The organism is Enterococcus sp. C65, assembly GCF_040887165.1.
Lineage (GTDB): Bacteria > Bacillota > Bacilli > Lactobacillales > Enterococcaceae > Enterococcus_B > Enterococcus_B hirae.
Genome location: NZ_JBFOFG010000003.1, coordinates 159978 through 184108 on the forward strand (window position 1 = coordinate 159978; position 24131 = coordinate 184108).

General features: G+C 36.0%; 19 protein-coding genes. 14 read left to right on the forward strand and 5 right to left on the reverse strand.

The window, feature by feature from the left end; genetic code table 11:
* Window positions 1-338: 338 nt before the first annotated feature.
* Complete coding sequence (locus AB3I12_RS04380) at window positions 339-2573, forward strand: helix-turn-helix domain-containing protein (protein WP_063626945.1); 2235 nt, start codon at window positions 339-341, stop codon at window positions 2571-2573.
* 290 nt (window positions 2574-2863) lie between these two features.
* On the opposite strand, the gene AB3I12_RS04385 is transcribed toward AB3I12_RS04380, so the two are convergent.
* The 4 genes from AB3I12_RS04385 to AB3I12_RS04400 form a co-directional block, all read right to left on the reverse strand.
* Entirely contained in the window at window positions 2864-4168 is a 1305-nt protein-coding gene (locus AB3I12_RS04385; RefSeq protein WP_063626947.1) for an alpha-L-fucosidase, read from the reverse strand.
* A 10-nt stretch (window positions 4169-4178) separates the two neighbouring features.
* A complete protein-coding gene (locus AB3I12_RS04390; protein WP_063626948.1) occupies window positions 4179-4664 on the reverse strand; it encodes a hypothetical protein in 486 nt (161 codons plus the stop codon).
* A 15-nt stretch (window positions 4665-4679) separates the two neighbouring features.
* The gene (locus AB3I12_RS04395) at window positions 4680-6548 is read right to left on the reverse strand and encodes a beta-N-acetylhexosaminidase (protein ID WP_063626950.1); all 1869 of its coding nucleotides are present in this window, start codon (window positions 6546-6548) and stop codon (window positions 4680-4682) included.
* 422 nt (window positions 6549-6970) lie between these two features.
* The gene (locus AB3I12_RS04400) at window positions 6971-7615 is read right to left on the reverse strand and encodes a DUF624 domain-containing protein (protein WP_063626952.1); all 645 of its coding nucleotides are present in this window, start codon (window positions 7613-7615) and stop codon (window positions 6971-6973) included.
* Window positions 7616-7871: 256 nt separating this feature from the next.
* On the opposite strand from AB3I12_RS04400, the gene AB3I12_RS04405 reads away from it, so the two are divergent.
* The 12 genes from AB3I12_RS04405 (at window position 7872) to AB3I12_RS04460 (ending at window position 22702) form a co-directional block, all read left to right on the forward strand.
* Window positions 7872-9218: an alpha-L-fucosidase gene (locus AB3I12_RS04405; RefSeq protein ID WP_063626953.1), complete on the forward strand. Its 1347-nt coding sequence runs from the start codon at window positions 7872-7874 to the stop codon at window positions 9216-9218.
* A 33-nt stretch (window positions 9219-9251) separates the two neighbouring features.
* Entirely contained in the window at window positions 9252-10205 is a 954-nt protein-coding gene (locus AB3I12_RS04410) for a sugar ABC transporter permease (protein ID WP_034867549.1), read from the forward strand.
* 13 nt (window positions 10206-10218) lie between these two features.
* Window positions 10219-11127 (forward strand): carbohydrate ABC transporter permease, encoded by a 909-nt coding sequence (locus AB3I12_RS04415; protein ID WP_034700323.1) that lies wholly within the window; start codon window positions 10219-10221, stop codon window positions 11125-11127.
* 32 nt (window positions 11128-11159) lie between these two features.
* Window positions 11160-12782, forward strand: coding sequence for an extracellular solute-binding protein (locus AB3I12_RS04420; RefSeq protein WP_063626954.1), 1623 nt, complete (start codon window positions 11160-11162; stop codon window positions 12780-12782).
* A 302-nt stretch (window positions 12783-13084) separates the two neighbouring features.
* Window positions 13085-14494 (forward strand): glycoside hydrolase family 1 protein, encoded by a 1410-nt coding sequence (locus tag AB3I12_RS04425; RefSeq protein ID WP_010719440.1) that lies wholly within the window; start codon window positions 13085-13087, stop codon window positions 14492-14494.
* Between the two features lie 275 nt (window positions 14495-14769).
* Window positions 14770-15696 (forward strand): manganese-dependent inorganic pyrophosphatase, encoded by a 927-nt coding sequence (locus tag AB3I12_RS04430; protein WP_010719439.1) that lies wholly within the window; start codon window positions 14770-14772, stop codon window positions 15694-15696.
* Between the two features lie 226 nt (window positions 15697-15922).
* The gene (locus tag AB3I12_RS04435) at window positions 15923-16804 is read left to right on the forward strand and encodes a DUF1803 domain-containing protein (RefSeq protein ID WP_063626956.1); all 882 of its coding nucleotides are present in this window, start codon (window positions 15923-15925) and stop codon (window positions 16802-16804) included.
* Window positions 16805-18117: 1313 nt separating this feature from the next.
* Window positions 18118-18507 (forward strand): hypothetical protein, encoded by a 390-nt coding sequence (locus AB3I12_RS04440; RefSeq protein WP_010719436.1) that lies wholly within the window; start codon window positions 18118-18120, stop codon window positions 18505-18507.
* Window positions 18508-18511: 4 nt separating this feature from the next.
* Window positions 18512-19276, forward strand: coding sequence for an alpha/beta fold hydrolase (locus AB3I12_RS04445; RefSeq protein WP_063626959.1), 765 nt, complete (start codon window positions 18512-18514; stop codon window positions 19274-19276).
* Between the two features lie 520 nt (window positions 19277-19796).
* On the forward strand, window positions 19797-20744 hold the full coding sequence (locus tag AB3I12_RS04450; RefSeq protein WP_063626961.1) for a LacI family DNA-binding transcriptional regulator: 948 nt from the start codon (window positions 19797-19799) through the stop codon (window positions 20742-20744).
* A 98-nt stretch (window positions 20745-20842) separates the two neighbouring features.
* A complete protein-coding gene (locus AB3I12_RS04455; protein ID WP_010737399.1) occupies window positions 20843-21577 on the forward strand; it encodes a hypothetical protein in 735 nt (244 codons plus the stop codon).
* Window positions 21578-21649: 72 nt separating this feature from the next.
* Entirely contained in the window at window positions 21650-22702 is a 1053-nt protein-coding gene (locus AB3I12_RS04460; RefSeq protein ID WP_063626963.1) for a zinc-binding alcohol dehydrogenase family protein, read from the forward strand.
* A gap of 39 nt (window positions 22703-22741) precedes the next feature.
* On the opposite strand, the gene AB3I12_RS04465 is transcribed toward AB3I12_RS04460, so the two are convergent.
* Entirely contained in the window at window positions 22742-23407 is a 666-nt protein-coding gene (locus tag AB3I12_RS04465; RefSeq protein WP_010719430.1) for a YitT family protein, read from the reverse strand.
* 127 nt (window positions 23408-23534) lie between these two features.
* On the opposite strand from AB3I12_RS04465, the gene AB3I12_RS04470 reads away from it, so the two are divergent.
* Window positions 23535-23822 carry a hypothetical protein gene (locus AB3I12_RS04470; RefSeq protein ID WP_034700338.1) on the forward strand — a complete coding sequence of 96 codons (288 nt, stop codon included), beginning with the start codon at window positions 23535-23537 and terminating at the stop codon, window positions 23820-23822.
* Window positions 23823-24131 lie beyond the last annotated feature (309 nt).

Consider the following 24131-nt stretch of genomic DNA (forward strand, 5'->3'; position numbering starts at 1 on the left):
GATTTCCTTTATTTAGAAAGCGCTTTATAATCGAGGCATACATACGTTGGAATAAAAGGAAACGATGGAAGAATAACTGATAAAAATTAGATTTGTGATATATGTAAATAAAATGTGGCGGCAAAAAGCTGGGTTGTCAGGATAAAGAAAATGGTTCTATGAAGTTGATGGATCAGCTTTTTTAGGTATCTTCATCGGGATCAGCAGCCTGTAGATATCTATTCATTGACCAGTGCGGATGGAATTGTGAGGAGTAATTATAGAAATGAAAAGTTGCTATTTATAACTAAAGCCCTAGATAACACGACAGGATTAGCTAAAGAATCAAGGAGGGACATATGGTACGAGAAGTTGCTACTAACGGGAAAAATAAACAGCACAGACAGCTTTCTAAGTCGATTTTATCTTATCTTTTTGTCTTTCTAGTGCCTTTTTTTATGGTATCGTTAATTTGGTTTCATACGGCTAAAGAAAGCATTAATCAGCAAGTTGTTTTGACAGCCAAGAACCAGTTACTCCAATTGAAGTACTCATCTGAAAATAAGTTTTTGCAATTGGATAATATCACTCAACATATTCCTTATAACACCAATCTTTCACCTGGAAGGCTTTCCCATAGTTATTATGCTCGTGAAGGACAACTTAGCTTGCAACAATATAAGCTAAGTAATGATTTTGTTGAGGAAATTTATCTTTACTACAAAGAAAACCCAAATACATTGTTTTCATCTGCCGGTAGCTTGACAGTGGACAATTTTTTGCAACGAAAAATCAATAATCATTCGCTTGATAAAAAAGAGCTGCTTTCACATCTTGATAACGATATTCCAACTGGACTAACCCTGAAAAAAGAACCTAATTCCACACAACTTTTTTACATTGTTCCAATTAAAGATGCAGAAATGCATTTTTATGGCGCAGCAATCTATTCAATCAATCTTTCGATTTTGAATAAGCTGTTGAATCTTTCCAATAGTGATGGTATCAGTACCAACTATCTGATTGATGACTCGTATCGTATTCTAGCAGCAGATACCAGTAATAACAAACTAACGGCGCATTTGCATCAGCCCAAGCAAATTCAAATGATCTTGCAACAGGATAATTTTTACTACAACCATCGAAACTATCTTGTCCAGTCTTTGAATAGCAGGGATTTGAATATGTCATTTGTTTCTGTAATGGATCCATCACAAGCTTTGACAAAGATCAATACCATCCACCAAAAGTTTTTAAAACTTTTTTTTGTGATATTTGTGTTTGGTCTAGTGCTTGTAGTGATTATAGGTACTCGTTTTTCACAGCCGATCCGCAACATTGAAAAATTGATTGATCAATATTATCGAAATAAAATCGGTGTAGCTGTTTCCAACGGGAATGTCTATGAAACGTTGGCGCAATTTTTGAACGAACATGAAGAGCTACATAAAGAAATTAAACGACAGACTCCCCATGCGAGAGAACAGGTCCTTAGAAAAATTTTAGGAGGGAAATTTAAGTCTCCAGAAGATTCATTAGTTCTACTGAACTCTGTCCAAGTACATTTTACCGGTACTTGCTATTTTGTCGTCGTAGTTGATTATCCTATCCAGAGCATTGACGACACAGCTAATGAGTTACCGCTGAAAGTAAGTGGAAAGAACTTTTCGGGATATGGTACAGAGATCCTATCTGCAGGAGTGACCGCCTATATCTTTAGTACCTATGAAAAAACTAGTCACAAGAAAGTTGTAATAGAGATGATTCAGCAACTAAAAAAAGTGTGTTACGGTACTTTTAGGATAGGAGTAGGAAATAGTACTGAAAACCTTACGAAGATCAATGCTTCTTATATTGAAGGTTTGGCCGCATTAGACTATTCAACAGTAGAAAATAACTTTGTTTTCTATAATGAAATTCCAAGTGAAGAGTCTTCAACTAGCATTAATTACCCAGATGGAGAAAAACTGAAATTGATTCAAAGTCTGCGTCAAGGAGACTTAACGATCGCTGCGGAAACGATTGAATCGTTGATTGAGCGGGGGATTAAAGAACATTTTTCTTATAGTGGACAAAAAATGTATGGTTTTTATCTATTAAATGCAGTTGCTAAAGTAAGTAGTAATTTGCAAAATAAAACAATTTTGAAAAAAGCAGAAAGAAGTGCCAAGTTTAGTAATTTACTCGAATTGAAGCAACAATTATTAATGCTCGCAAAAATGATCTGTGAGGTTATGCAAGTTAAGCCACAAAATCAAGAGTCTGTGCTGAAAAAAGAATTGTTCGAATATCTTCACAAAAACTATGCTTCTTCCCAATTATCTATGGAAAAGTTGGCAGATGAATTTCAACTTTCAGTTTCGTATCTTAGCCGTTTTATCAAAAAAGAAACAGGTACTACTTTTTCAAAATATCTGCAAGAATTGCGGCTAGAAAAAATCAAGCAAGACTTAATAGAAACTGATTTGCCAATAAAAACGATTATTCAAAAGAATGGATATTATGATGTTTCAAATTATACGAGAAAATTCAGGACGAACGTTGGTGTGACTCCAGGTCAATACCGAACAATGAATAGAGAAGGAAGTTTATAAGTCAACTTTATAAGCAAGAAATAGGAGTAAACTAAGGGAAACATCGAACTGGAGCAGGACGAAGCAGTTATTTTATTTCCAGTTTTGAGCTTCTAACTAAAAAAAACAAAAGCAAATAATTGTAAAAGACTGAAATAACTACCCAAATTGTTGCTTTTTCAGCATACAACTTGGGTAGTTATTCAAATGTTTTACGATATTTCTCACTAAAAGTATGTTTTTACAAGCTTTCGATGCCAGTATTTTTTGTGAATCGACGAAGGAAGTATCATCTGCTTTATATTTGCTCTTTAATCGTCTTTCAAGGTAATTTCAATTACTGGGATCAGCACATCAGGCTTGATGATTGGCAAGGTGATGACAAGATCTTCTGGAGCAATGACTGCTTCTGTAGAAGTAATCACTTCGTCCGGATCAAATCCTCGATAAAAAATTTCCGAGCCATCATTGAGCAGACGAATAAACTCAACTTTACCTGCTAATCCTTTAAGATGAAGGTTGCGGTAAGGATAAGAAAAGAGATGCAGATAAAGCTTGTTTCCATTTTGTGTATATCGGCAATCGTCAGGAGCTTCAAAGGCGCTATATGAACAGCCAATGACAGATGCTTTGTGAAGGGTCATCCAATCCCCGATAGCATGAAGCCGTTCCAACGTTTTCGTATCAATCATTCCTCGTGGATTAGGACCAATATTCATCAAGAAATTCCCATTTTTTGAAACGGTATCAATCAGCATTTTCAAAAGCATCTCACTACTTTTCCATTCCATATTGTCACGGTCATACCCCCAAGTGCCATACATTGTCTGACAGGCTTCCCAGATAACAGGCATGCCGTTTTTCTCTAATGGTTTATCAGGTTGAAACTGTTCTGGAGTAGTGATGCCATGGCCTAAATCAAGTCGATCATTCAATAGGAGATGAGGTTGCAGTTCTAAGCAGAGCTTTTCTAGTGCTTCGCTATCCCAATCAATGTGCCCTTTTCCTTTTGACCAACCCCAATCGCGGTGGCTGTAAGAAAAATCGAACCATAAATAATCGATTTTTCCATATTCTGTCAGTAGTTCTTTGACTTGTTCGCAAAGATAGCGTTGATAAATCTTGATATCTCTTTCGGAATTTTTTTCTCGCAGTTTCTGGTTCTCTCTTTCAGGATGCAGTCCGTCCAGTGGGAAATGTTCATGGCGCCAATCGATCAGTGAGTGGTATAACCCGATTTTGATCCCGACTTTGCGAAAAGCCGGGAGTAGCTCTGCCAGAAGATCTCGTCCAAAAGCAGTATTGGTGATTTTGTAATCAGTTTGTTTCGTATCCCATAAGGCAAAGCCTTCATGATGTTTTGTCGTGAATACCATGTATTTCACCCCACAACGAGCGGCTTCTTTTGCCCAAGCATCTGCATCAAACAAATCAGGGTTAAAATGCTGAAAATATTTTTTTGAATATTCCTCTAAAGAGACTTGTTCTGTGGTCATAAACCATTCGTGTCTAGCTCCCACACTGAACAAGCCAAAATGGATAAACAAACCAAAACGATCATGGATAAACCAGTTAGGATCAGGATAGTCGGTGGGCCAATTATTGAATTTTTTCATATGAACACTCCTAATTTAAAAATTGTGTATTTGTCATTGTTGTTTCTTTGATTTTCCATTCATTCTCTTCCAAAATAAAGGTGTGACATGCCGTTGTGATATGATCTCGATACGCCTTCTTCCCATGATTCACTGTTTTTTGTTCTGCCGCTACTAACATCGATTGAGGTGCTTGTTTGATTACTTCGAAAGAAAGCAGTTCATGACTGACATCATAGTCTTTAAAAAATTGCTGCATTTCTTTTGCGGTCGCGTTATGTGCATCTTTGACTAGTGTTGCTAAATAGTCATTCAGATTTTTATCCGTTGCAGCCTTTAAATTTTGTTGCAAAAGCTGATGGCAGATGTTCGCAGTTCTTTGATTATTGATTTTCCCAGTGATTTTAGTAGATGTCTGTTTTGCTTCGACACGAGGCACGTTTCTGACAAGCTGAGAAGCAGCAGTGACCAACAAAAAAATACTCAGAATGACCAAAAAAAGAGTTCTCTTTTTCATTTTTTATCCCTGCCTTTAGATATCTGATAGTTTACTAGCACTATAAATTCCATGGAACAAGTTTCGCCCGACACCGCTTGCTGTTTTGAAAGGAGCATCGAAGGGTAAAGGCGTTTGCTCAAGCTCAGGCAATTGCTTGATTTCTCCTGTTAAAAATTTATTCAGTCGCCAAATGGTTGTTTCTATCCGACTTTTTAAGGCACCGTAACGAAGATCGATAATTTCATAGCCAAAGGGTTTATTCCATTCAAACCATAGCTGGCGATGGAGGTGTTGCAACTCATTGATCTTTTTGGTGAGAACTTCCAGTTCGTGAAGGATTAGTTGTAACTGGTCCTTCCTTTTTGATTGGTAGGCTCGATAAGAGCGACCGATCAAATTTGTTTTTATAAAAAGGACTTGTGCTAATTTCTGATAAAAAGTAAACATCGTTTGTGTGTCCTCATTAGCTGTTACGCTAGATAGTTTCTCACTTAAGTCCTTATAATGCGAAGGAAGTTCTAAATTTTGCAGATCAACATCGTAAAGACCGTATAATAGATCTTGATAAAGTGCCAACTTACTACTATTTGATCCATCAGGGTTATTTTTTGCTACACCTTTCGTCTGGTCAAAAGCATCTAGCAGTAAAAAATCATCAGCCTCAAGATGGTGGAAGAGACGGAAACGCTCCTTAATCAATTCCATGCTTACTTCAGGAGCAAATTGTTCCTCGCTGAATTGTTGTAATCCTAACAAACTTGCGAGGATCGGTGTTTCAGCACTATCATCGCCCCATAAAGTAGCATAAACTTCGTTGATTTTTTCCTCTTTTGCGACAGAAAGACTAGCTCTTGTCGTTTCAAATGATTTTCCATAATTTGGTGCAAGACCATTCCACGTCCAGATACCGCCCGCAAAAACGATCGGCCGTTGCAATTTTTTATGATTTGAAAAATGCAATTGGTACTCTTCTTTTGAATGATGGTAATAATCCCAATAAACCATACTAATTTCAGGAATCTTTGCAATCAAATCTTCTGGAAAATGTACATCTTTATCGTAATAGTCTCCTGACTTTGAACCGATTCTAAAAAACATATCGCTCCACATCATGGGCTGTAACTGATAGTTCCTGCAGATTTCCATTACTTTTTTCAGATGCTTTTCCATAATATCAAAGCGATCGATCAAACCATGCTGGGTTAAATAATGACCACGTCCCAGATCATGAGCTTCGTCCATCCCGATATGAATTTTTGACGTTTTAAAAGCGGCTGCGATCACAGAAATTGCACGATCTAAAAATTGATATGTTTTTTCCTCTTCCACAAGGAGAATATCACTTGTATCTCTCATGCCATTGGCAAATCCCCATTTTAGCGGATTAGTTAAATGAGCCAGCGTTTGAATACAAGGAATCAGCTCGATCCCTACCGTCTCTGCAAAAGCATCCAACGCCTTTAATTCCTCAAGAGAATAGGCACCACGACAATAACCAAAATAAGGATAATCAGGGATTTGATACGTATCTTCCATATAAAGCATGCAGCTATTTAATCCCATCTTGCTACAAAGAACAAAAAAGTGTTTCAGCTGATCAACAGTCATCACAGCATTTCTAGAAAGATCTACCATGGGCCCAATTTTTTCAAATTGCGGAAACTCTTCATAAACAAATTCTTCTTCACAGCGATCTAACCAGAGTGACAGCGCTCGAAAAAGATGGGCTTTTTCCTGAAAATAGATAAACGTTTCGTTTTCTTTATTTTCAATTTTTAATGAACCGTTGCGCTGAATCAGTTGGAATGGTTTTCCATTATCTGAAATAGTTAACGCTAATTCGTTTGTCGCAATTTCAAAAAAATCACGCATGACATCTGTAAGTTCGATTGAAACTTGCATAATAACCTCCTTTAAGTAATCGTTTTCATTTTCAGTATATAGCACTTGTAAAAAAAGAAAATAACTAGCTTGAAAGTACATAATCTGTTTATTTGACATAGTGAAAGTTGATGAATATACATAGTCGATCAGCTTCTGGAAAATAATAAATGAAAGAAAAAACGAAAGGGATAAGTAACAGGTAGTAGCCTTAGCAAAAATTGAAAAAAGGCTTGAGTCAACGATTGGCAGAAGGTTCCCTTTGATGGCGACAATTATGAATAAGGAGTGAAACAGACATTTGGCTTTTACCTAAAGGGCTGACGAATCGCATTGTAGATTGTAAGTTAAAAAAAGAGCTATTATTGAGGTTTCCTTGTAAAATCTCCTTGCAGTTTTGTTGCAGCTTTTAGCTGTTTGTTTGATTTAAGGTTTGTTTTTTGTTATTGCGTTAACGTACGATTTTTTTCTTCAATTTTAATCATTGATTGCAAAGAGAACCAACTTAATGGCAAACAGAATAAAGGCACAAAAGCCACGATTGTCAAAATTGGGAAAAAGGTAGAGACAGCCGTCACGACAAAGATCCCCAGAATAATCGCTACGGTTTCAATCAAGCTACACAAAGATAGAAATAATGCTTGTTTGAAATATTGTGTGAATGACAAATCATAACGTAAAAATACTGGGAATAAATAAAGAATGACTATGACAGTTGCGATAAATAATAATAAGATCCCCATATGAATGAAAGGATTTTGTAAATACACAGCTGCAATTCTCAGATCCATCCATAGAAATCCTAGTAACATGCCAGCAGCATAGCCTAGTTGATTTGTTGAAATAAACAGATTATTGAAGCTTGCTTGAAAATCTGAATATAAGACTTGAGGAATTTGTTTTTCTTCAAATAAATGATAGAAAAATTTGAGAACGGTAACACTTGCGGGAAAAGTTCCTAGTAGAATACAACCTTTTAATACCGATAAAAACCAAAATACTTGGAGCTTGATGAGAAAAAGCAAGAATTTTCCTAAAGAATAGGTGAAATCAAAAATAGAATGTGGTGATCGTTTATGTTGATTCATAGCTAAAACCTCCTTGTATTAGTCATACAGCTCTTTTTATTATAGTAAGGTTTATTTATGTTTTCTATCAGTATGCGATTATTACATAGCTTTTTCTACTTTTACATAGTTACTTTCCGACTAAGAGATAAGATATAGATATCCTCTAAATAAGTTACGCTTTATGCTGTTTTTACATAGCTTATGCTTTTTACATATTGCTGTTGCCTTGCTTTTTTTGTAAATTTAAAGCACAAACATGAAAGGGGTTTCATAAATGGCGATACGCGGAGATATCGAAGTACCTAAAGAGGTTGAATTAGATCATAGGACTTATCCAGAAACAGAAATGCTAAAAGAACGATTAGAATGGTTTCAAGATTTAAAACTTGGCGTGATTTTTCACTACGGACTTTATGCTCAAGCAGGAATCGTAGAATCTTGGCAACTTTCTGAAAAAGACCTTTGGGCAAGAGAAGGGCGTGAGTTTCGGAAAGATTTTAAACAACTGCAACTAGACTACTGGAATTTGATTAAAGAGTTTAACCCAGAAAAATTACAGGCAAAGAAATGGGCAAGTATATGTAAAGAAGCAGGCTTTAAGTATTGTATTTTTACAACGAAACATCACGATGGGTTTAATATGTACAATACTCTTGAAACAGAATATAAGGTTGGCGGTAAACAAAGCCCATTTAAAAGAGATATTTTAAAAGAAGTTTTTGAGGCTTTTCGTAAGGAAGAAATAGCAACAGGAGCCTACTATTCAAAAGCCGATTGGTATTCGCCGTTTTATTGGTTGGATGACGATACGATTAAGGGGCGTCATGCGAGCTATGATACGGAACGTTACCCAGAAATTTGGCAACGTTACGTAAGTTTTGTTCATAATCAGATTAAAGAAATCACGCATAACTATGGTCATGTGGATCTTTTATGGTTAGATGCTGGTTGGTGTGGACAGAAAAAAGAAGACCTGGAAATGGATCGATTAGCAGAAATCGCTCGTGAGAAGCAACCGGAATTAATTATTGTGGATCGTATGATGGGGGGCAGACATGAGAACTATGTGACCCCTGAACGAAAGGTGCCAGAACTAGCTGAAATTCCCAAGAAAGTTTGGGAAAGTAATATCCCGATTGGTGATGATTGGGGCTATGTACCAAATGATCGCTTTAAGAGTTCCCAAGAACTATTGGAAACTTTTGTCGATGTGGTCAGCAAAGGTGGGAATTTGATCTTAGGAGTTGGGCCAAAACCAGATGGTACCTTTACTGATGAAGAAACCAAAATCTTACAGGAAATTGGGGATTGGCTAAATATCTATGGAGAAGGAATCTATGAAACTCGCTCACGACCTAAAGAATGGCAAAATCAGTGGAAATTAACATACAGCAAAGATCAAACCATACATTATGCCTTTCAAAGTATTCGCTTTACACAAGAAAAAATATTTTTAGCTGACATTGAGGCCGATAAATATCATGTGATTAAAGATTTATCTACAAAAAAAGAATTAGAAGTATATACGGAAGAAGATCAAATATATATCCTCAGCAGTGAATTAGAGAAACCAGCAATTGGGCTGATTGGTCTTGAAATTTTAAAAAAGCCACAAGGATAGAGATGAGTGAACTTCATAAAAGGAGGTTAAAAAATGGCTGATGCATTACTTGATGTCAATAAAGAAAAAGAGAAAACAAAATGGTCAGAGATCAAAAAAAAATTATATAAAAGCCGACAGCTGTATGTTTTTGTCATTCCAGCATTGGTGGTGGTTGCTGTTTTTTCTTACGGTCCCATGTACGGCGTGATTATAGCATTCAAGGATTATATCCCGTCATTAGGAATTTTTGGAAGTCCTTGGGTAGGATTTAAGCATTTCCAACGTTTTTTTGATTCCTACTATTTCTGGGATCTAATTAAAAACACGTTAGGTATCAGTATATATTCTTTGGTCGTAGGATTTCCGCTACCGATTATATTAGCACTAGCACTAAATGAGTTGAAAGATGGAAAATTTAAAAAATTTACGCAGACAGTGACTTATGCACCTAATTTTATTTCAGTCGTTGTCGTTTGCGGTATGTTAATTGCTTTTTTGACGCCTTCCACCGGTATTATTAACCATCTACTGGTTTTTCTAGGTTTTGAGCGAATTAGTTTCATGACAGATCCTCGTTGGTTTAAAACGATCTACGTATTATCTGGGGTTTGGCAAGGAACAGGATGGGGTTCAGTGATTTATTTAGCTGCATTATCTGGTGTTGATACACAGCTTCATGAAGCTGCAACTGTTGATGGTGCAACGAGATGGCAAAGAATCTGGTATATCAACCTACCGACTATCATTCCTACTATGGTTATTTTACTGATCATGAATGTGGGGAGTTTGATGTCATTAGGTTATGAAAAAATCCTGTTGATGCAAAATGCGTTGAATATGGATTCTTCAAATGTGATTGCCACGTTTGTTTACAAACAAGGGTTGCTTGACGCACAGTACAGCTATGCATCAGCTGTCGGACTGTTCAATGCAGCAATCAACGCATTTTTATTGATCACAGTAAATAAAATTTCGCGTAAAGTCAGCGAAACAAGTTTATGGTAATGGAGGGAAAATAATGTATTCAAAAGCGATCCGATCATCGAAAGGTGACAAATTTTTCATGTTTCTCATCTACTTGTTTATTGCCATTGCCCTTTTGTTGGTTATTTATCCGTTGATTTATGTTATAAGCGCATCTATATCTAGTCCGACCTCCGTCAATTCTGGAGAAATGTGGTTATTGCCAAAAAAGATCACTTGGGATGGTTACAAAACGATTTTTACGTATAAAAGTATCTGGCAAGGTTACCGGAACACGATTTATTACACATTACTAGGAACATTTATCAATTTATTATGTACACTTCCTTGTGCATATGCTCTAGGAAGAGCAGAATTTTATGGGAAAAATCTATTTATGAAGTTTTTGATGGTTCCTATGTTTATCAGTGGCGGTTTGGTACCTACTTATTTATTGATTAAAAATCTAGGGATGAATGATTCGATTTGGGCGTTAGTTATTCCAGGGGCCGTTTCAGTTTATAATATTGCAATTACACGTACTTTCTTTCAATCTACCATTCCTAGAGAAATGGAGGAAGCGGCATTGATTGATGGATGTTCTGACTTTCAGATATTTATGAAGATTGTTTTACCATTATCAATGCCAATTATTGCAGTAATGGGACTATTTTGCGGAGTGGCCCATTGGAATAGTTATTTTAGCGCGTTAATCTATTTAACAAACAAATCAATGTATCCGCTTCAATTAATCCTGCGAGAGATTTTAGTGAATCAAGATTTAACAAAAGGAACAACAGAGATGACAGCAGCGGCAGCAGAAGTGGCTTATAGTAAACAACAGCTTGCACAAGTCATTAAATATGGAGTAATGATCGTTTCGACATTACCAATCATTATGATCTATCCGTTTTTACAAAAGTACTTTGTTAAAGGTGTCATGGTTGGTTCTTTGAAAGGCTAACTAAAAAATAAATAAGAGAGTGAGTGAAATGAATGAAAAAATGTTATTTAGTAATTGCATCATTAGTGTTGACAACAACTCTTTTGGGTGCTTGTGGGAACAAGGGAAATACTGCTGGAAAAGAAGAAACTATTGCCGTTGAAAAAACCGGAATGCCAATCGTCAAAGAAAAAATCAACATGACGATGATGGCGCCTGGTGGAGAAGCAGAATGGGATGAGTTAGCTTCGGCTAAAGCGTTAGCGGAATTAACTGGAATCAATTTTGATTATATTACTCCGCCAAGTACAGATTTTGAAGCGAAATTGAATTTGGCTTTTGCTTCTGGTGAGTTACCAGATGTTATTTTTGGTGCAGGAAGTGGTCTTTCAAATGCCAAACAATCAGATTATGGATCACAAGGAATTTTAATTGCCTTGGAGGATTTGATTGATGACTATGCGCCAAATTTAAAGAAAATCCTTGATGAGAACCCAGAGTTCAAAAAATCAATTACTGCACCAGATGGTCACATTTATTCTTTACCACGATTATATCCAGAAGATACCTCTAGCCCTCTTTATATCTCACCTTTATGGTATAACGGCGAGTGGCTAGAAAAATTAGGGGTAACCGAATTGCCAAAAAACACGGATGAGTTATATAAATTGTTGAAGCGATTCAAAGAAGAAGACCCCAACGGTAATGGCAAACAAGATGAGATTCCGTTATCAGACGGCAACAAGTTGGCAATTATTCGTACGTGGTTGCTACCTGCTTTTGGTATGAAATCTTTAGGAATCGAAGAAGTTAACGGAAAAGTGCGTTATGCTGCTGCATCAGCTAACTATAAGGAATATTTAACGTATATGAATAAACTTTATTCAGAAGGATTGCTGGACCCAGAAGTCTTCTCGCAGTCAGAAGAAAAGTATCAAGGAAACACACAAACAGATAAAGTCGGTTTATTTGGCGCGTATGCTTCATATATGGCTACTGGTAAAATGCCTGAGGAGTCTTTATCAGATCCAATGTTTTCACCAGTTACTTCAAGTATTCAAAAAACACCTTTAGCACCAGGTCATCCTCGTGTAACAACTGGAACTTTTGCGATTACCAATAAATGTAAAAGTCCAGAGGCAGCAATGCGATGGGCGGACTATCTTTACACAGAAGAAGGACAAGATTTAATGACAAAAGGTCCAGAAGGGGCATTTTGGAAATATGAAACAAACGATTCTGGAGAAAAAGTTCGGGTATATACAGGTGAAAATAAACAAAAGATGGAAGAAGACCGTGGGAAAATTGCAATGGATTATGGCTTAGTCGTACCGGGATTAGAAGACGATTATGCCCAAAGTGTTTTAGCTAATGTCAACGATCCTGATCCTAGTGTATGGACGGAATTTCGCATGAAAGAAATCAACGAGAAAATCATGCCCAATACCGAGGTACCTTTCCCAATTGTTTATATGACGAAAGATGAAGCAGATCAAATTGCGATCAACGCGACGGACATTCGGACTTATGTAGAGCAAATGGAAGCTAAATTTATTACAGGTGTGGAAAGTTTGGCTAAATGGGATGAATATGTCAGTACATTAAAATCAATGGGATTAAATGATTTTGTCAGCACTTATCAAAAAGCATATGATCGTTGGGCTAAAACCGAATAATCATCTTTAACATCAAAGTGGACGTTTGGGATGTTCCTAGCGTCTAGCTTTGTTTGAACAAAACATCAAGAGTTTGGAGAAACCAAAATGAGATCATTAGCAACTAGCATAGCGATGATGGTCAAACAAATGGTTTCATGATAAAGATCAAAGAGAACGAGTATCACACTGACTAAATAATTTTGCCAAATCATGGTAAATATAAATGAGAAAAAGAATGAACCAACATGAACGATGATCATTGGGTTCACTGACTGAAGGGAATCAGTGGATAAAACGATAGAAAAGGAAGGAAATTTTAAATGGATACATTTCCACAAAACTTTCTGTGGGGAGCAGCGGCTTCTGCCCCTCAGACAGAAGGAGCTGCTTTGGTTGATGGCAAGAGCCCATCAACTTGGGATAAGTGGTTTGAAATAGAACCAGAATTGTTTTATAACGGAACAGGACCAGAAAATACCTCTAATACGTATTATCAATACAAAGAAGATGTTGCCTGTATGAAGGCAATGAATTTAAATTCCTATCGGACATCGATTGCTTGGACGCGTCTTTTACCGGATGGCAAGACATTAAATCCGCAAGCTGTTGATTTTTACCGAGCCTATTTTCAGGAAATGCTGGATAATGGCATTGAGCCGATCATCAATTTGTTCCATTTTGATATGCCTTGGTGGCTGATGGAAAAAGGTGGCTGGGAAGTTCGTGAGTCAGTGGATCATTTTGCATTTTACGCAAAGACTGCGTTTGAAGCTTTTGGCGATTTAGTAAAAAAATGGGCGACGTTCAATGAGCCTCTTGTACACATCGAATGTGGGTATATGGGAGATGCACATTGGCCCAAGGTGCATGATTTTAAACGAGCTATACAAGTTGCCTATCACACACTACTAGCGCATGCGAAAGCTGTAAAGGAGTACCGGGGCTCTTCTTTTAATGACGGACAAATTTCTATCATTCTCAATTTAGCACCCGTTTACTCTAAAAGCGAAGAAGCTGAAGACGTGGCTGCTGCAAAATGGGCAGACCTGTTTTATATTCGCAGCTTTCTGGACTGTGCGGTACGAGGTACTTTTCCAGAAGAGCTGGTAGAGGTATTACGAGAAAGTGATTTGCTTCCTAAAACAGAAACAGGTGATAAAGAAATTTTTGCGGAGAATACAGTAGACTTTATTGGTTGTAATTATTACCAGCCGTTACGTGTTCAAGCACCTCAAGAAAAGAAACGACCAATCACAGGACTAAGAGATTTATTCCGAGGTTATGATTGGCCGGAGAAACGAATTAACCCACATCGTGGCTGGGAGATTTATCCGCGGGGAATCTATGATATTGCGATGCGGTTAAAAAACAGTTATAGCAATATCCCTTGGTATATTTCAGAAAACGGGATGGGTGTGTCGCAAGAAGAACGGTTCAACAATAAAGAGAATATGATTGACGACAACTACCGAATTGATTTTTTATTTGAACATTTGACGCAACTGCAGCAGGCAATCTCAGAAGGTTCTCCTTGCTTTGGGTATCATATGTGGACATTTGCTGACTGTTGGAGTTGGTTGAATGCCTATAAAAATAGATATGGTTTTTATCGTGTCGATCTGGACAATGGCTATAAACGGTTACCGAAACAATCAAGTTTATGGATGGCACAGGTAATCGCTGAAAACCGCTTAGTTGAACCGTTTGCTCAAAACTCAAGTAGTCATTAAAGGCTAGTAAAGAAAAAAAACGATAAATGATTTACTTTTCCCAACTTTTTCTTTCAGTACAAAGAGTTCTGCAATGAAATGAGTAATGGCATGGCCAACTTTTTAAATGACTGTTCCATGGTACTTCGCGCTATCAAAAATTTTGTTTACGATTCGTTGATATAAAAGTAAGATGGATCGAAATTTCTTCCATCCTAGAAATTATAGCGTCAGTATTGCTTCTTTCGGTTTTTTTGCTATTATTAAGTAGGAGAAACCATAAAGGAGCGAGACAAATGTCAAAAATTTTAGTTTTTGGTCACCAAAATCCAGATACAGATGCAATTGGAGCGGCAATCGCCTTTTCACACTTGCAAAATCAACTAGGAAAAGAAACTGAAGCTGTAGCTTTAGGTACACCTAACGAAGAAACACAATATGCATTAGATTACTTTAAGTTATCTGCCCCACGTGTCGTTCAATCAGCAAAAGAAGAAGCAACACAAGTGATGCTAGTGGACCATAATGAATTTCAACAAAGTATTTCTGATATTGCAGAAGTAGAAATTTTAGCGGTCGTTGATCATCATCGGATTGCAAATTTTGAAACAGCAAATCCACTTTATTACCGAGCTGAACCAGTAGGTTGTACAAGTACAATCATTTTGAAGTTATATAAAGAAAACCAAGTAGAACTTCCTAAAGAGATTGCTGGCATTATGCTTTCTGCAATTTTATCTGATACATTGCTATTCAAATCACCAACATGCACATCAGAAGATGAGGCAGCTGCAAAAGAACTTGCAACAATTGCAGGCGTTGATTTGACAAGCTATGGGTTAGATATGTTAAAGGCCGGTACAAATCTTAGCGATAAATCAGCTGCAACCTTACTTGATCTTGATGCCAAAAGCTTCCCAATGGGAGAAGCTAATGTCCGTATTGCACAAGTGAATACAGTCGATTTAAGCGAAGTAATGGCTCGTCAAACGGAACTGGAAGAAGCGATGACTGAAGAAATGGCTAAAAATGGATATGACCTCTTTGTCCTAGTGGTAACGAATATCCTAGATAGCGATTCGGAATTATTAGTTGCAGGTCAAGGATTAGATAAAGTCGAAGAAGCTTTCCAAGTTAAATTAACGAACAATCGTGCCTTATTAAAAGGTGTTGTTTCTCGTAAGAAACAAGTCGTTCCTCAGCTAACAGCAGTTTTTAACTAAGCTAGCTAAGGGGTTGCTAACACCTTTTATTCGATTTATTAAAGAGCCTGACAGCTATTTGTTCCAGGCTCACAATGCCAGCCTAGCTTGTTCGATCAAAATGAGGTTGGAACAGAAGTGATCCAGCTTTAAAAAATAAGCCGAAGAATCCGAAAATAGTTGCTCGTATTTTTGGGATTCTTCGGCCTATTTCCGATTGAGCTAGGGAAAACGAGAAGGGGAAAAAATGAACTATTTTTATTCACATAATCACCAGCAGTTGCTTAGCAAACTAGTAAACAATGCTGTTTTTCCAACTTTGATTGAGTATTTGCATCATCATCAAGAAGAAGACATTATTTTGAGAGAGTTGAAAAAAAATTTTGATCAACCGAAATTTGAAGCTTTTCTTGATCAGTTGATTGATGAAAATCTAATCAAGCGGGAAAATCGTCGTTATAAGTTGAATTTTCCAATATTTGAAGAAGAAACTTATCAAAAAGAAATTGAAGAAGCTGCAGCCAAGATTTTACAAGCTATTAGTCCTTTGTCGCAAACGGAAAAACAGTTGGTTATGGGAAATGAATGTTGGCAAGAATGTTTCGTGTCTAATTCAACCTATTTTTATGCAACCTTAGAAGATCTTATTCCTGTGACGAGACAGGTTGCTGGCAATGAGAATTATCGATTTGTTTCTTTAAATTATCATAACAAGTTATCTTATTCTCTTGCCAATTATTTTTATTTACAAAAGAAACAATTACCTGTGCCATCAGAATTTTTAAAACTTGTAGAACTGATCGGTGACGTCAACGAAACTTATTATTTTGATCAAGTTGAAGTAATCATTGAGCGTATCCAAGCTCAAAAATATAAGAATCGTCGTTCCAGTATCTTCTTTGATTCACTGATCTTGTCGAATACTGTTAAAGTTGTGAAAACTGATGATCAGCTCAACTATCAATTAGCATTGCCGTTGGTTAAAACGGCAAACAGCAGAAGACAACTACCCAAAATCGCTGCTGGAAGAACCGTGGAAGAGCATGCTTATATTGCTAGAAAAGTCTATGATCGTCTTATCAAGGAATTAAATTTAGCAGATTTTTCTTATATAGAAAAAATCAACTGAAAAATTTTTAGACTCAACTGTTAATAATCCTCAGACATCAAAGTTATCAGAAATGACTAGCTTTGATGTTTTTTATGTAAAGTTCAATCATTTATGTCTATTGTAAAGGATTCTTTATTAGCAATATCATCCGAAAAATAAAAAAAACAGTTCAAGGCACTTAGACTTACTTGTCCTGAACTGTTTTTCTTATTTGCCACATCATCATTCCTAAACACGAAATGAAGAGTAATTCAAGAAAATTACTAGTGATTTGAATATTTGCTGGATCAAAAGTTGGCGCTAACGCTAATACAAGAAAAGAAAAGACACTATAGACAAAGCAGAATAGTGGGATTAGTTGCATTAAAAGTGGCAAGTGTAACTTTTTGAATATTAGTGAAAAAATAAAGTAAGTAAAGATGGATAAAATGATAACCAGTCCATTCAGTATAAAAAAGAACAATGAATTTTGGTTAAAGGAATAGAATAAAACGGTCAGCAATGCGAGCAACCTAGATGCAACAAAAATTGTAGCAGCTTCATCCATCTTTTTAGGGATTTGTTTTTTCACATATGTTCGAAAAGCCAATGAAAAAATAAAACCACACAAAGATGAAAGAATTAACAAGAAGAGGCTCTCATCTACCTGACTTAAACCGGGGTGATCTAACAATAACCAGCCAAAGGCATTACATGGTATATCGGAAGATCTGAAATAGGAATAGCATAAGAACAAAAAAAGTGTCAATAGGGCGAAAAGCGTCCCTATGTGCAAAAATGTACTTGTCTGTCGTTTCGTTTTCATATATTCTCCTGATAAAAATAGTGTTAATCAGATATATGATAACAAAATGATGAGTATATGTCGATGCTTTTTAATGGAAATAAAAAATAAAGGCTTTTTTTATATGGTAAATTTCATTTTAACTTCAATTACAAGTTTTCAAACTAATTTAATTAAAGGTTTTACTAATGATGTGCCTCACTTAAATGTTTTTATTCACAAAGAAATTTAGTGACAACATTGATTATTACTTATGAGTTAATAATAGATCAGTTTGATGTAGATTTTCCCAAAAGTATATTTATTCTCTATTTTAAAAAGGAGAAGTTTGAACATGAAATGCCTGAAAAAAGAATTAAGTTTTTTCAGAACTAGACAGTCAAAATGAGGAGCATGACAAAAAATCAAGAGGTACTCATAGGTTGTTAGGTCATTTTGATTGTGAACGATTATTTGGAAAAAAGAAAAAATTAAAATTTAAGCCTTTTTTGTTCTAAATGATGATAAAACGATTATAATAGAATTATAAAGAGAGTTGGTGATACGAATGAAAATAATAAACCGAGCCATAGGAGTCACTCATGTTCTCAGTGTTGCCTCTTGTGGGTATTTAGATTTATATTCACTTCAGCAGCCCATCGTAGCCAATAATAATATCTTTCAGATATCATTGACCGATAGCTTGCTTTTAAGTATTTTTTTATTTTCCGTGATCTTTATCGGAAATATTTTTGGCAGCTTTGCTAGTTTTTTTAATTTCACAATTTATCCACTGCTTACCTTAGGATTAGGACTAGCTGGTCTTTTAGCATTATTGCTCTTTTCAAGAACGATGAGCTTATTTTTGATTTTGTTTGGTACGATTTGTTTATTTCAAATTGTGGTTAGTGGATGGGAAATATTTCGTTCGACTATTTTGATGAAGATCGGAGACTAAAGAAGTGAATCCAATTATATTAAAACGTAAAGTAAATAATATTCCATTATTAGAAGTTGTCCTAACTGAATTAAGAGCTGAAAAAATTCCGATAATTATTTATTATCATGGTTGGCAAACGAGTAAAGAATTAGTTTTGACACAAGGAAGAAAGTTTGCTAAACAAGGATTTCGTGTCTTACTACCAGATGCAATGAACCATGGTGAAAGAAAGCAAATAGTTTCTGCTATTCCTTCCTTTACCTTTTGGAATAGTATTTATGGAAACTTATTTGAATTTGAGACTTTATTGAAGCACTTAGAAAAACGAGATGTTCTTCATGAAAAAGTAGCCGTAGGTGGCGTTTCAATGGGGGGGATGACGACTTGTGCGTTGTTAACAAAACATCCGCATTTGGTTGGTGGTATTTGTCTGATGGGTTCCCCTGCGCCTGAACAGTATGCTAAAGAAATTTACAAAAGAGCTCATCAGTACCAATACATACTGCCGAACGATTATTTTGATTTAATTTCTTGGGTCGAAAAATATGATTTATCTTTGCAGCCAGAAAAACTAGCTGGGCGACCTTTATATTTTTGGCACGGTGAAAAAGACGAGAAAATTCCCTTTCAACAAACCAATGATTTTGTGAAAAATAATCAAAAAGAGCGTTATGGTCAAGAAATTGTTTTTGATTATTCGCAAACCGAAAAGCATATGGTAAAAGTCCCATTGATGGATACAGCAACCAAATTTTTGGTGCAAATGATGAATGGACCCAAAGAATAGAAAAGACAGGTGTATTCTAATTTTTTATAACAATTTAAATAGATAGAGAAGTAAACAATACTATGAAATAATCGAAGTTGAGGTTGAGAAATAAGCGTTTAGCATCAAGAAATACGAAAGAATATCCAAAAATTGACAAGAAACACAAACACTGGTTTTTTCTGTTGATGGATACTTACTAGGTGTTTCTCAAATTTTTAGTCAATTTCGGCAAATTTTTTGATGTTGTTGCTCCTTAAACACCGTTTATTCGTTTTAGAGATACTAGAAGAGGAGGCTATTTTTGGCTTAGTCTCATTCTTTGCTATTTTCTAGTTCATATCTGAAACTAGAAAATAGATGGAGATAACGTACATTTTTCTAATAAAATGGAGTAACTGGCTTTCGATTCTAGTGAACTTTTATTAAAAAGATGCTGGCGTGCAGATGATTTTTACGATATTTCTACATTTTATCGCTTTCAAGTTTGCTATAATGATAGAAAACAGAAAAAAGTTTTCTATTGTGAAAGGAGCAACCTATGCCAACATTAGCTGATGTTGCTAAAAAAGCAAATGTATCCAAAATGACGGTGTCTCGTGTCATCAATCACCCGGAACAAGTAACGGATGAGTTAAAAGAATTAGTTTTTTCTGCGATGGCAGAATTAGATTATCGCCCCAATATTGCAGCAAAAGCACTCGTTTCTAATCGGTCACAAATCATCAAACTTTTCATCCTTGAAGAGATTGATACAACAGAACCGTATTATATGAATTTATTGATGGGAATTGCAAAATGTATTGGAAAAGCGCACTATTCTTTGCAGTTGGTAACCAATAATGCATTTGACGTAGGGTCTTGCGACGGCTACATCATTACAGGGGTGAGAGAAAAAGATTTTGACTGGATCGACCGATTGGAAAAACCAGTCGTCCTTTTTGGTGAAAATCGTTTTGGCTATGATTATGTAGATAGCGATAACCATTATGGCACAGCAAAGGCTTCACAATATGCTATGGAATGCGGTTACGAGACCATTATTTATATTGGGATTGACGAGGATGAGCCATTTGAGTTATCAAGAGAAGCAGGCTACCTTTCAGTTATGGAAACAGCCAACATGAAGCCGCAAATATTACGTTTCCCAAATCATTCGACAATGGCAGAGAAATATCTTGCCGATCATTGGTCAACTATTAAACCAAAGACTTGTTTTATTTGCAGCTCTGACCGATTAGCTTTAGGGATTGTAAGAGGTATTGCTAAAGAAAAGGGGAAAATTCCTGAAGATTTTGGAGTCATTGGCTTTGATGGCGTATTTTTAGACCAAATCAGTTCACCCAAATTAACTACGGTAAAACAAGATATCGTACGAATGGGTGAAGTTTGTGGTGAAATGTTGTTAAAAAAAATTACCGAAAAAGGAGAAAGTCAAGGATACCGTCGATTTTTCCCTGAATTGGTCATTCGAGAAACGACCAGATGACTGTCGAAAGAGGTTAAATTTAGTTATGGTTACTATGGAAAATGAAAAAATTATGCTATGATTGAGAAAAGTTCCATTTATGAGAAGGATGGTTTAAAATGAATGAAATTAGACGGAAACATTTTCGTTTTCCTGCCTATGATGACGAAATTGGCGTCAAACTAGCAAAAAACCAAAGGCGTGTTTTATTTGATGGACAGGATGATCTATTAACCGAAAACAATAATCAACCAATGTTTGAGCAAATGCAAGAATTTCACTTTGCTCAAGGCGATGCTAGAGAACAACGCAAACGTCGAAATTTGAGCAATTCAAAAAAATCAACAATTCCAAAAGAAAATTTAGTCAGACACAAAGAACAGCTTCCTGATTATCATACGCATCAAGCAAGTAATCGCCCATTGACTAATCAGCGGACGAGAAAAGCGGCTGATTCAATGAATAGTCAGAAGAGTCAAGAGCAGCACACAAGTACCAAAGCCTATACATCGAACCAACAAAAAAATGGTCGTGGGCGTTCTTACTTTGTACCTAAGTATGTGCCAGCATCAATTATTCCTGATCCAAAAGTATCTAGTATTTCTGACGCAGAACTAGTTGATTCAATGAAAAAAATGAAAGATTCATATTTGTTATTTGATAATGAACCGGTACCTTACCAAACAAAAAAAGCCGGCTCTCCTTCTGTACAACCTTTTAACAAAGCTGAGAAAGAACCACTCAGTGCGACATCAAAAAGAAAAGATAAAAATCATGGTGTTTTAGAAAGATCATTAAAAGGATTGATAGAAGAACAAGGGAATTCTTTGGGAGAAAATAGCTATTTTAAATAATGGAAAGCCTGGATAACTCCTTTCGTGGATTGATCCAGGTCTTTTTGTATAAAGAAAGAAGGAAAGGTTTCTATGAAAAAACAAATGAAGCAAATAGGGTTTTATGAGGGATTACCATTGACTGACAAAAATAGTTTTTTAGAAAAGTTGGCAGAAACTCCGGTTCCTAAAAACAGGGAGTTATTGGTGGAGATTTCAGCGGTTTCAGTGAATCCAGTGGATGTAAAATTTAGAATGCAGACGCCAAAACAAGAGTCTTTAACTGTTTTGGGATTTGATGCGGTAGGGAGAATAGTTGCAAAAGGTCCCCAATCTGAAAATTTTGAGATAGGAGACCGTATTTATTATGCTGGTTCAGCAAAACAACCAGGTAGTAACCAAGAATATCAGTTGGTAGATGAACGAATTGTGGCAAAAGCACCAGAAAATCTCACGGACGAAGCTAATGCAGCATTACCGTTAACTGCGATCACCGCCTATGAACTCTTATTTGAGAAATTTCAATTGATTCCTAAAGAATCAGCGAATAAAGGTAAAAAAATATTGGTCATCAACGGTGCTGGAGGTGTCGGTTCGATTCTCACACAATTAGCAAAATGGAGTGGGTTAGAGGTGGTTGCGACAGCCAGCCCCAAAAACTTTCAATGGTTAAAAGAAAATGGGGTCGATCATCCAATTGATTACCATCAAGAGTTAAAGCCTCAACTAGAAAAGGTTGGGATAAGCACCGTCGATGTCGTAGCGGTTTTACATGATATCCGTCCCTATCTAACTGAGCTGGCAGAAATGATTCAACCTATGGGGAAAATTGGGATGATCGTAGGACTTGATGGACCAATCGATATTGCAAGTTTTAAAAATTTATCTGTTTCATTTGAATGGGAGTATATGTTTACTAAAACGGATTATGGTCAACTAATCGAGACACAAGGGGAAATATTAAAACATTTGACAGCATTGGTAGAAGAAGAAAAAATCCATACTACTTTAGGAAAAGTATACAGAGAAGGCATCAGCAAAGAGACTTTAAAGCAGGCAACGAAAGAAGTAGAGACTGGAAAAGTACATGGTAAAGTAGTGATTACTGGAGGTTTTGCTAGTAACGAAATAGCGACTGAAAAGTAGAAATATACTTTTCAGTCGCTAACCAATCATTTAAGAATGTTATTCAAATTGTTCTGCAGAATCAAGAGTATCAAAAGGTTCTTTTGAACGATTTGCAGAAAAAGGATTGAGAGAACCTTTTACTTCGAGATATTTCACTTTGTTTAACGTATAAGATAAGATGGAGCAACTGAGTAAGGTATAAACAAAATGTGTTACATCCAGATATAATAAAGAAACAACCAAGATACCAAATGTAATCAAGAATAGACTTTTACCGATCTTGATATGGAAATATTTTTCAAAGGCTTGGTAAATAATGTCTGTTCCGCCAGTGCTTCCACCAAAGCGAAAGACCAGACCACAACCGATACCAGATAATACACCAGTCATCAGGCTATTGAGTAAAAGATTGTGGACAGCAAAATGGACGTTTAGTCCTTCCCACAAATGTAAAAAGAACACTAAAGCAAAGGTTCCGACAATCGTTCGCAGAAAAGCCTGCTTACCAAAAATGAATAATGAAACCAATAGCAATGGTAAATTGATAATAAGTGATGTAATGGAAGGAGCAAAACCGAATAAATTATTAAGTAAAAGGGCAATTCCTGTTACACCACCATCTGCTAATTTAGCAGGAATATTGATCCCGGTCACAGCTAAACCATAAAGTGCAGCGCCAAAACTGATACCAACCAGATCAATTAATAGATTTATTTTTTTCATTCTCAAACCTCTTTTCTTTTGAAAATTTTCAGCAACTTCTTTATTATACTTATTAGTTAAGAATCTTCAATAGATAATTTGAAAATTTTTTTCAACATTTAAAGGATGTTCAAGGAAAGGAGTAACTATGCGAGCAGCTGATCTATTAACACTCATCACAACTTCTCCAACGAAAAGAGAGTATAAAGGCATCTATTGTGATCTTCATGATAATCTGCAGGCTTTGACGAGTATTCAAAAAAAAGGTGAGACTCAATGTGTGTTTTTATTTGAACCAAATAAACCCAATCTGCCGATGAAAGAGTTGCTTGTTTTCTTGATGAAAAATCGTGAAAAAGAAATTTTGTATCAAAAAGGTCAAGAATTTTACCCATTATACGGAGTGAAAGAAAGAGCAAACCAGCTAGTCATTTGAGAAAAAATAGGAATTTCGAGAAAAATTGAACGTTTATGACTCTAAAACGATCATTTATTACTTTTTTTTATCTTTGAACAAAACTTACAGTATAATAATTTATGAACAAGCCAGTAAAAATTATCTCCCCCACGAGGTTTCTGCTTTACTGGCTGTTTTTTTATATTCAAATAAATTAGACACATTTCTCGTTCAAATTCGTGAGATGTGTCTTTTTTTATATAAAAGAAATACATAGAGTTTGAAGAAATAAATTTCCTCTTTCTTTCCATTTATTGATTAAGGACTTTATTGCTAGTTTGAAGCATA

Excerpts from the sequence above, each read along its gene's own strand:
- AB3I12_RS04425 (WP_010719440.1), top strand. The coding sequence starts at position 13,085 with ATGGATACATTTCCACAAAACTTTCTGTGGGGAGCAGCGGCTTCTGCC.
- AB3I12_RS04470 (WP_034700338.1), top strand. The coding sequence starts at position 23,535 with ATGCGAGCAGCTGATCTATTAACACTCATCACAACTTCTCCAACGAAA.
- AB3I12_RS04400 (WP_063626952.1), bottom strand. The coding sequence starts at position 7,615 with ATGAATCAACATAAACGATCACCACATTCTATTTTTGATTTCACCTAT.
- AB3I12_RS04420 (WP_063626954.1), top strand. The coding sequence starts at position 11,160 with ATGAAAAAATGTTATTTAGTAATTGCATCATTAGTGTTGACAACAACT.
- AB3I12_RS04450 (WP_063626961.1), top strand. The coding sequence starts at position 19,797 with ATGCCAACATTAGCTGATGTTGCTAAAAAAGCAAATGTATCCAAAATG.
- AB3I12_RS04385 (WP_063626947.1), bottom strand. The coding sequence starts at position 4,168 with ATGAAAAAATTCAATAATTGGCCCACCGACTATCCTGATCCTAACTGG.
- AB3I12_RS04390 (WP_063626948.1), bottom strand. The coding sequence starts at position 4,664 with ATGAAAAAGAGAACTCTTTTTTTGGTCATTCTGAGTATTTTTTTGTTG.
- AB3I12_RS04430 (WP_010719439.1), top strand. The coding sequence starts at position 14,770 with ATGTCAAAAATTTTAGTTTTTGGTCACCAAAATCCAGATACAGATGCA.
- AB3I12_RS04380 (WP_063626945.1), top strand. The coding sequence starts at position 339 with ATGGTACGAGAAGTTGCTACTAACGGGAAAAATAAACAGCACAGACAG.
- AB3I12_RS04405 (WP_063626953.1), top strand. The coding sequence starts at position 7,872 with ATGGCGATACGCGGAGATATCGAAGTACCTAAAGAGGTTGAATTAGAT.
- AB3I12_RS04435 (WP_063626956.1), top strand. The coding sequence starts at position 15,923 with ATGAACTATTTTTATTCACATAATCACCAGCAGTTGCTTAGCAAACTA.
- AB3I12_RS04455 (WP_010737399.1), top strand. The coding sequence starts at position 20,843 with ATGAATGAAATTAGACGGAAACATTTTCGTTTTCCTGCCTATGATGAC.
- AB3I12_RS04415 (WP_034700323.1), top strand. The coding sequence starts at position 10,219 with ATGTATTCAAAAGCGATCCGATCATCGAAAGGTGACAAATTTTTCATG.
- AB3I12_RS04465 (WP_010719430.1), bottom strand. The coding sequence starts at position 23,407 with ATGAAAAAAATAAATCTATTAATTGATCTGGTTGGTATCAGTTTTGGC.
- AB3I12_RS04410 (WP_034867549.1), top strand. The coding sequence starts at position 9,252 with ATGGCTGATGCATTACTTGATGTCAATAAAGAAAAAGAGAAAACAAAA.
- AB3I12_RS04395 (WP_063626950.1), bottom strand. The coding sequence starts at position 6,548 with ATGCAAGTTTCAATCGAACTTACAGATGTCATGCGTGATTTTTTTGAA.
- AB3I12_RS04460 (WP_063626963.1), top strand. The coding sequence starts at position 21,650 with ATGAAAAAACAAATGAAGCAAATAGGGTTTTATGAGGGATTACCATTG.
- AB3I12_RS04440 (WP_010719436.1), top strand. The coding sequence starts at position 18,118 with ATGAAAATAATAAACCGAGCCATAGGAGTCACTCATGTTCTCAGTGTT.